Source organism: Spirochaetota bacterium (assembly GCA_025061835.1).
Taxonomy (GTDB): Bacteria; Spirochaetota; Brevinematia; order DTOW01; family DTOW01; genus SKYB106.
In genome coordinates this window covers 1-8,595 of record JANXAC010000034.1, presented here as the reverse complement: position 1 = coordinate 8,595, position 8,595 = coordinate 1, and the positions used below count along the sequence as shown (strand labels likewise).

Here is an 8,595-nt window from a genome sequence, read left to right as displayed (position 1 = left end):
ACCTCTACCCTCCTCAAACATTACAAATCCTAACACATCTACAATCACCTAACTCCTACCGACACCCTCATCCCTAAATCCCAACCACCTCCCCCACTCCCCTTGAAATGACCTATCACCTCCTAAACCTTGTATCCATCAATATCGTATTGATACCCGTAATCTCCACAATCCCTCTTACCCCCCTTCCCCAAAGGATACTAGTTTGTTAAACCCTATTCGCTAATTTTGGACTTTACTGTAAAAAATCTCTTACTTGACACATTATGAAAATTCTTATTATACTCTACACATGAGATACATACTTAAAAACATTGACTGTCTAGACTGTGCAGTCAAGATAGAGAAAAGTTTGATAAACTCTGGTATAAAAGATGCAAAAGTGGATTTCAAAACATCATCACTTATAACTTCTGAAACAAACCTATCAAAGATAAGAGAAATAGTCAGCAAGGTAGAAGATGAAGTTGTGGTTCTAGAAACAGACGAAGATGACAGAAAAGATAATCATATCTTGAAGGCTTTAATAAACTCTATACCATTCATTCTAACGATAGGATATGGTATCCTAAATACTAACATTCAGATTTCTCCAATACTTGATTACACTATCGTATTCATAATACTCCTCTTTGGTGGTTATAGGACATTCCTGAAAGCGTTTAGGAAAATAAAGAATAGAGACCTATTTGATGAAAATTTCCTAGTTTCGTTGGCGACAATATCCGCAATAGCAATCAACGAAACATTTGAAGGATTACTACTTATAACACTATTCAATATAGGAACGACACTAGAAGAAATAGCAGTAAGTAGAGCGAGAAGTAGAATTCAGAAAAGCATTCAGGACAACTTTAGCAAGGTAAGAATCAAGAAACAGGACGGAGTTGAAGCAATCGTAGATGCGGAGGATGTAGAAGTAGGTGAGATTATACTAGTAAAGCCGGGCGAAAGAATAATACTTGATGGTGAAGTGGTAAAAGGTAGTGCCTTTGTTGATAAATCTGCGATAACAGGAGAACCATTACCACAGAGTGTTTCGGTAGGAGATAAAGTAGTATCTGGGTCTATCAGTCTAGATGGCGTTCTTGAGATAAGAGTTTCTTCAAAATTCAAAGAAACTACACTACACAAGATACTTGAAGAGATTGAAAGCGATACGAATAAAACTAAAACAGAGCGTTTTGTGTCAAGGCTATCAAAGATATACACTCCTTCCGTTATAGTAGTAGGTTTATTTGTTGCATCAGTAATTCCAATAATACTCGGTAGTTATGACTTTAAAGAGTGGATATACAGAGGTCTTGTGATAATAGTAATATCCTGTCCCTGTGCGATAGCCATAAGCGTTCCACTAACATATTTTAGAGCAGTAGGACTTCTAGCAGTAAGAAATATACTCCTTAAGAATACATCTTCTATTGACAAACTTTCAGATGTAAGAGCAATCTTCTTTGACAAAACAGGAACTCTCACAGAAGGAGTTATGAAGGTTAAGAGTATTAGAACAGCGGAAGGCGTATCCGAAGAAGAACTAATTAGTACATCCCTACAACTAGCAAGACAATCTAACCATATCATCTCAAAATCAATAGTCCATAACTTCAAAAACATAAATTCTCCTTACACTACGGTAAAAAGTATCAAAGAGATGCCTGGATATGGAGTTTATGGAATTGTAAATGGTGAAGAAGTAATGATAGGCAACGATAAAATACTCCACAAAAATAATATTCCTCACAACGAATGTGCGAAGGACATAACAGCAGTTTGCGTTGTTAGAAACGGTAAGTATCTCGGTTTTATATCCTTTGATGATACCTTGAGAGAAGAAGCAAAAGATGTTTTCAATGTGTTGAGACAAAACGGAATAGAAGACATATTCATACTCACAGGAGACAATGAAAGAAGCGCTAAGCTAATAGAAGCATCTTTGAAACCTAACAAGGTTTTTTACGAACTATCACCAAAAGACAAATCAACTATCCTAGAAGAATATAAATCAAAATATAAAAAGCCTGTTGCTTATGTAGGAGACGGTATAAACGATAGTATGGTAATGCTAAAGTCTGATGTAGGAATATCATTCAATACACCAGTGAATTCAATACTATTATCCTCTTCAGATGTTATAATAAATAGTCCAAGACTAGAGAGAGTTCTAGAAACATTTCTAATATCCAAAAACACAAGAAAAGTGATTATTCAAAACATTGTTCTATCGCTATCTGTAAAGATAGGTATATCAATTGCTGGAGTTTTCGGGTTCATTCCACTATGGTTAGCAGTCTTATCAGACACTGGACTATCACTTATTACAGTCGCAAACTCGTTGTTTAGAGATTTTTCAAAACATCGTCATAGTCAGGCTCACTAGCAACTTCCTTCACAACTTGCTTGTATTTAACCTTGCCGTTTTCATCAACTACGAATACTACCCTAGCAAGAAGTCCAAGTTCATTAATATAAACACCATACTTTGTAGCAAACTCTCTATCCTTATAGTCAGAGACAGTCTTAACGTTCTGAACATCGTTAGCACCACACCACCTCTTCTGTGCGAAAGGTAAATCCATACTTATCGTCAGTATAACAACATTAGGGTCAAGTTTCTTCGCAATATCATTGAACTTTTTGGTCTCAATATCACAAACTGATGTATCAAGCGAAGGAACAGAAGATATGATAACTTTCTTCCCCCTAAAGTCGGATAACTTCACAGGGTTCAGGTTTGTATCATAAGCAGTAAAGTCAGGAGCAACATCACCAACCTCAACAAAATTCTCCCCAGACAGTGTCAAAGGACTTCCCTTGAATGTTATAACACCTTTCAACTCTTTCATATCAACCTCCAAAAGTTTAAAAATATACTTATCAAATAAAGATTTTTCAAGACTTACTATAGGAAAGGCAACAAATCCAGTTAGACAAAATTCCATCTTCTTCTTACTACTTTCTTGGTTCTAGGCAGTGTTTGTCAATGCGGAATTTGACTTGATACAGGATTTTTTAAGGCTATTGCTTGAAGAATATATCAATTCCAAACACAAAAACTGTGATAGAAAAAGAATACATAAAAACTAATGAGTTCTAGACTTGCGTAAGAAAGATTAAATATTCAAAACAATACCTACAAAACTCATCCTCTAGTAGACAATTTCAGAACTCAATCATACTTTCAAGTGCCCCAGATATTGTAGTATAACTTGAGATTAGTAATAAGACTAACACCACAAGTATAACTACATACGGACTAAACAGGACAATAAACGCAAATGATCTTGAAATATTAAAGATTTTAGAGACACCTATCATTAAATAGTATATCTTTAAACCTAGAGCAACAACAGATAGAAGAGACCCTAACCATCCCACAAGTGCAGATAAAGGTAGGAAGGCTATCACTAGAGCATCAATTATTCCAACGGAGAAGAAAAACCAAAACACTTTAGGTACATCAATTGATGGTTTTCTACCTATTGCCATCAGGAAACCTATCACAAAGATAGCGTATGTAAAGGCAAGTACTACAAAAGTAAAACCTATCCAAAACCCTACATCAATCCTCGCAGAAACCACAACCGAAAAGAATGTTAGCACCAAACCAACTATTCCAAGTCTCTCAATATCAATATCATCATTCAAAACCCTTGTAGTTACCTCCGATGGAGATGTAAAGTAGTTAATAGCGTCATAAACTAGATTTTTTATCATATCAAACTCCTAGTTGTTCATAATATACATAACCTTCGGACTGTTATAACCTAGGACACTAAAACTGTTCATCAGTGACCTTAAAAGTTCCCTTAATATGTTTCTTCTTTCAGGTAGTTTTACATAGTTTATCGTTGGTTCGCCTGTGAGTTCTTTAAGTTTTTCTTCAACTACAGTTTCATCTCCTACAGCATCAATGAGTTTGTAGTTAAGAGCATCTTCTTCTATCATTATTCTACCATCCGCTATCTTGAGTAGTTCTTGTTTCTTCAGTTTTTCACCCCTGTATTTGAGTATTACCTCAACAAACCTATTGTAATAGACATCTACAATCCTCTGAATGATCTTTCTCTCGCTTTCAGAAACATTTCTGTATGGTGATAGGATATCTTTGTATTCACCGCTTTTGAAGACATAAGGTTCAACGCCTATTTTCTCAAGTAGTCCCTTGATATTCAAGGATTGAACTATAACACCTATATTACCAATTATTGTTCCTCTTGATGCTACTATAAGGTCTGCTGGAGCGGATACATAATAACCACCAGATACTGCTAGTTCTCTCATAAAAACTACTATTTTCTTACCTTTACTCCTTGCGTAATCAAGAGCAGATACTACTGTTTCAGCAGCACTAACACTACTACCAGGGCTCGTCACATCAATCCTTATGGCTTTTATATTAGGAGTGTCAGCAAATGTCTTTATCTTTTGTGCTATATCTTTCGCACTTACAAAGTCAACATTCAAACCATCATCTTCAGATACTATAACCCCCCTTATCTCAATAAGACCTACATTACCTACGAGAGCAGACACTCCCGCTGTCAAAACCTGACTCTTCCTTGACTCAAGCGAAACAAGAATTATCCCAATTACAATATTCACAACAAGAAGAATCGGAATAATGACAACCAACACATCTTTGAGTTTATCTGACATATCAATCTCCTCTACCTAATTTTATGTTCAAAACACAAATGCTTTCAAACTAACCTTTGATCACACAACAAATTCTAAACTTCAAAAGTAGTTTCTACCTTCTTTGTAGTTAAAGATTGAACAAATAACCCTCCTGACAAACGTTTAAGAAGTCTGATATGAAGTAAAATTTTAGGACTAACAAAACGTTATTAGAACCTTAATGAAGTCTCAACTAATCGTTCAACAAACTGGTCGTGAAGGAACTTGAGTTCTTTCAACTTTGCTTCTATCTGTTCTACCTCGTATTCTTTGAATAACTTCTCTATACGATCCATTATCTCCAGTATCTCCCTGTATAGATCGCTATCATTCTCTTTTATAGTATTTATTTTTTCTAGGATGGATGATGATATTATGTTATACTTACTTCTCAAGATACCTATTCTTCTTATTTCTTCGTCTCTTGCTTTATTTTTCTCACTTTCCTGTATTATCCTACTCACTTCTTCATCACTCAAGATTACTCTATCTTTTATTTCTATCTTCTGGGAAGCAGATGTTGTTAGGTCAATCGCTGAAACACTCAATATACCATCAATGTCTATCTCAAACTTTACTTCAATTCTTGGTTCTCCTTTCTTTGCTTTTCTTATGCCAGTGAGTTCAAACTTACCGAGTGATATGTTGTCCTTCGCAAGTGATCGCTCACCTTGGAGTATATGTATCTCAACAGATTCTTGATTGTCAGAGATAGTAGTAAATATTCTACTTGCTGCCGTTGGTATAGGTGTGTTTCTTGGAATGATTGGAACAAATATTCCTCCTTCTATCTCAACACCCAGAGACAATGGTGTTACATCTACTAATGCGATGCCTTTGACTTCACCTCCGACTATTCCAGCCTGTATTCCCGCACCCATCGCAACAACTTCTTCAGGTGAGACACTACTCTCAGCCCTTATACCCAGAAAAGCCTCAACTCTTCTTCTAACATAAGGTATCCTTGAAGAACCACCAACCATGAGTAGATGGTGTATATCCTCCTTCTTGAGACCAGCATCCTTTATAGTCCTATCAAGTAGTTCTATAGTAGTCTCAATGTACGGCGATATTATTTTCTCAAACTGTTCTCTAGTCAGTGTAAATGTGAGATGTTTTATGCTATTCTCTGTAGCACTCACAAATGGCACTATCACTTCTACAACTTCTTCGTCAGAAAGGTTTATCTTTGCTTTCTCAACCTCTTCATATAGCTTCTGTAGGATAACTCTATCACTTGATATATCAATTCCTTCTTTTTTCTTATACTCTTCAATGATAAGTTCTGCGATTGCTCTGTCAAAATCCTCACCACCTAGCGTGTTATTCCCAGAAGTTGCTAATACTTCAAAAACTCCATCACTCATATTAAGTATTGATACATCAAACGTTCCACCACCAAGGTCATAAACTACGATATTTCGCTCACCACTCAACTTTGAGATACCATAAGCAATCGCAGCAGCGGTAGGTTCGTTTATAATCCTAACCACATTCAATCCCGCTAATTTGCAAGCATTCTTGATAGCATTCCTCTGTAGGTCAGAAAAATAGGCAGGAACAGTTATCACAATATCCCTTACTACATCGTTCAGATGGTATTCAGCAATCTCCTTAAGTTTAGTAAGTATAAAACTAGCAATTTCCTCTGGAGAGTATTCCTTATCGTTGATTACAAACCTGTGATCACTGCCAAGATATCTCTTTACAGACTTTACAACATTGTTCGTATCAAGGAACAATCTACTCTTCGCAACATCACCGATAACCACATTACCATCAGGTAGAAAAGCGACAACTGAAGGAAAAGTCTTCCTACCTCTTCTGTCAGTAATTATCTTGACTTCGCCGTTGTCATAGTATGCAATAGCACATTTAGTAGTTCCAAAATCAATACCCACCATCATAGAATCAAACCTCTATCTATTTTTCGGATAAGAAGACAAAACCTAAAGTAGTTAAGAATGAGTTAAAAGTGAAATATTAAACTGAATGAATAGCAAATACTCAAGACCACAACATCATCAAAATAATTTCACAGAACTTCCTGAAACCCACCTTCATTAAACTAAACTGCAATACTCACACCAGACAAATATAAAGAACCAAAACCATTCCACATAAATTACTTTCATTCTACTAGAACTTTATAACATAATTGATATCCAATTTATGAACCTAGAATGTCTGGAGGCTTGATGAAAGAGAAATACGCAATTATAAGCGTCTATGATAAGGAAGGAATAATCGGTTTCGCTAAAAGTCTAGTAGAGTTAGGATACAAGATTATATCCTCGTCTGGAACATACAAACTACTCAAGGAGAACAGTATAGATGTTATTGAAGTTTCATCAATCACAAATTTTCCTGAAATACTTGAAGGCAGAGTGAAAACACTACATCCTCTCATACACGGCGGAATACTCTATAGAAACAAAGAAGATCACCTCAAGCAAGTCTCCGAAATTGACATTCCAAATATTGAAATTGTAGTTGTCAATCTATACCCATTTGAGCAAACAGTGTCTTCAACACAAGACCTTGAGAAGATAGTAGAAAACATTGACATTGGGGGACCCACACTCGTAAGAGCAGGAGCAAAGAATTTTGAAAGAGTCTTGGTAGTCGTGGATAAGAATGATTATAATCTTGTTATTGAAAAACTGAAAAACGGAGGCAATAACAGAGAGTTTCGCTTGATACTAGCTAGCAAGGCTTTCAATTATATAGCAAGTTATGATAGCATCATAGCAAGTTTCTTCAACAGTTTAACATCCTCGCAATTTCCTTCGGAAACTGGAATACCTATAAGAAAGGTTCTTGACTTAAGGTATGGTGAAAACCCTCACCAAAATGCCTCAGCTTATACAATACCTCTCAAAAGTCATTCAAACTCAATACTAACAAGTTCAATACTCTGGGGTAAAGAACTCTCATACAACAACATTCTTGATGCTGATGTTGCTCTGGATATGATAAGAGAGTTTAGTAATGAAAACTTCTGTTGTATCATAAAACATAACACACCTTGTGGTGCTAGTATAGGCAATACACTACTTGAGGCTTACAAGAATGCTTTTGAGTGTGACCCTATATCTGCTTTCGGTGGAATAATAGGTTTTTCAAAAAGTGTCTCAAAGGAAGTTTCAGAAGAAGTTGTAAAAACTTTCTACGAAGTTATAGTTGCACCAGATTACGATGAAGAAGCACTGGAAATCCTTAAGACCAAGAAAAACTTAAGGATAATCAAGGTAGGTAATCTTATTCTATGTAGTCAGGATGTTGAGATAAGAAGCGTAAATGGAGGTATCCTAGTTCAAAGCAAGGATCTGTCTTCAGAAGATATATCAAAATGTAGTATTCTAACTGAAAGGAAACCAACAAATGATGAATTAAGAGACCTTGATTTTGCTTGGAGAGTTGTAAAGTTTGTTAAATCAAATGCTATTGTTTTGGTTAAAAACCTTATGGCAATCGGTATAGGTGGAGGCCAAACTTCAAGAGTAGATGCTGTTAAGATTGCTATTCAGAAAGCAAAAGAGAGAAATTTCTGTCTGATTGGTTCGGTATGTGCCTCAGATGCGTTTTTCCCGTTCAAAGATAGCGTTGAGATATTAGCAAAAGAAGGTATAACAGCAATTGTCCAACCGGGTGGTTCAGTAAGAGACAATGAATCAATAGAAGAAGCAAACAGAAACAATGTAGCAATGGTTTTCACTGGTGTCAGACACTTCAAACACTAGAAGTTTTTTTCTAACTTTCTACATTCATCACTCGTAGATAGAAGACCCCCCTTTATAAAAACTCTTGATAACCCTATCACTCAACAAGGGTTATTCCTTTTGTGAATTTTATCTCCTTTACTCTAAACTTGTTCAGTTCCTCACCCAGAACCTTGAGACTCTCTACAACTTCAGG

Annotated in this window: 6 protein-coding genes; 2 read left to right on the top strand and 4 right to left on the bottom strand. The window is 35.9% G+C overall.

All coding sequences use genetic code 11. The annotated features are described in order from the left end of the window. Positions 1 to 292: 292 nt before the first annotated feature. On the top strand, positions 293 to 2,377 hold the full coding sequence (locus tag NZ579_07960; GenBank protein ID MCS7299869.1) for a heavy metal translocating P-type ATPase: 2,085 nt from the start codon (positions 293 to 295) through the stop codon (positions 2,375 to 2,377). Here the strand turns inward: NZ579_07960 and tpx are convergent. The 4 genes from tpx to NZ579_07940 form a co-directional block, all read right to left on the bottom strand. Further along, positions 2,337 to 2,843 (bottom strand): thiol peroxidase, encoded by a 507-nt coding sequence (tpx, locus tag NZ579_07955; protein MCS7299868.1) that lies wholly within the window; start codon positions 2,841 to 2,843, stop codon positions 2,337 to 2,339. The two genes, NZ579_07960 and tpx, sit on opposite strands and share 41 nt — an antisense overlap. Before the next feature lie 316 nt (positions 2,844 to 3,159). Beyond that, a complete protein-coding gene (locus NZ579_07950; GenBank protein ID MCS7299867.1) occupies positions 3,160 to 3,714 on the bottom strand; it encodes a hypothetical protein in 555 nt (184 codons plus the stop codon). A 9-nt stretch (positions 3,715 to 3,723) separates the two neighbouring features. Beyond that, complete coding sequence (gene sppA / locus NZ579_07945; protein MCS7299866.1) at positions 3,724 to 4,656, bottom strand: signal peptide peptidase SppA; 933 nt, start codon at positions 4,654 to 4,656, stop codon at positions 3,724 to 3,726. A 191-nt stretch (positions 4,657 to 4,847) separates the two neighbouring features. Continuing rightward, complete coding sequence (locus NZ579_07940; protein MCS7299865.1) at positions 4,848 to 6,584, bottom strand: Hsp70 family protein; 1,737 nt, start codon at positions 6,582 to 6,584, stop codon at positions 4,848 to 4,850. A gap of 291 nt (positions 6,585 to 6,875) precedes the next feature. On the opposite strand from NZ579_07940, the gene purH reads away from it, so the two are divergent. After that, positions 6,876 to 8,420: a bifunctional phosphoribosylaminoimidazolecarboxamide formyltransferase/IMP cyclohydrolase gene (purH, locus tag NZ579_07935; GenBank protein MCS7299864.1), complete on the top strand. Its 1,545-nt coding sequence runs from the start codon at positions 6,876 to 6,878 to the stop codon at positions 8,418 to 8,420. The last annotated feature ends 175 nt before the right edge of the window (positions 8,421 to 8,595 follow it).

Coding starts and splice junctions, on each gene's coding strand:
- purH (MCS7299864.1), top strand. CDS start 6,876: ATGAAAGAGAAATACGCAATTATAAGCGTCTATGATAAGGAAGGAATA.
- NZ579_07940 (MCS7299865.1), bottom strand. CDS start 6,584: ATGATGGTGGGTATTGATTTTGGAACTACTAAATGTGCTATTGCATAC.
- NZ579_07950 (MCS7299867.1), bottom strand. CDS start 3,714: ATGATAAAAAATCTAGTTTATGACGCTATTAACTACTTTACATCTCCA.
- sppA (MCS7299866.1), bottom strand. CDS start 4,656: ATGTCAGATAAACTCAAAGATGTGTTGGTTGTCATTATTCCGATTCTT.
- NZ579_07960 (MCS7299869.1), top strand. CDS start 293: ATGAGATACATACTTAAAAACATTGACTGTCTAGACTGTGCAGTCAAG.
- tpx (MCS7299868.1), bottom strand. CDS start 2,843: ATGAAAGAGTTGAAAGGTGTTATAACATTCAAGGGAAGTCCTTTGACA.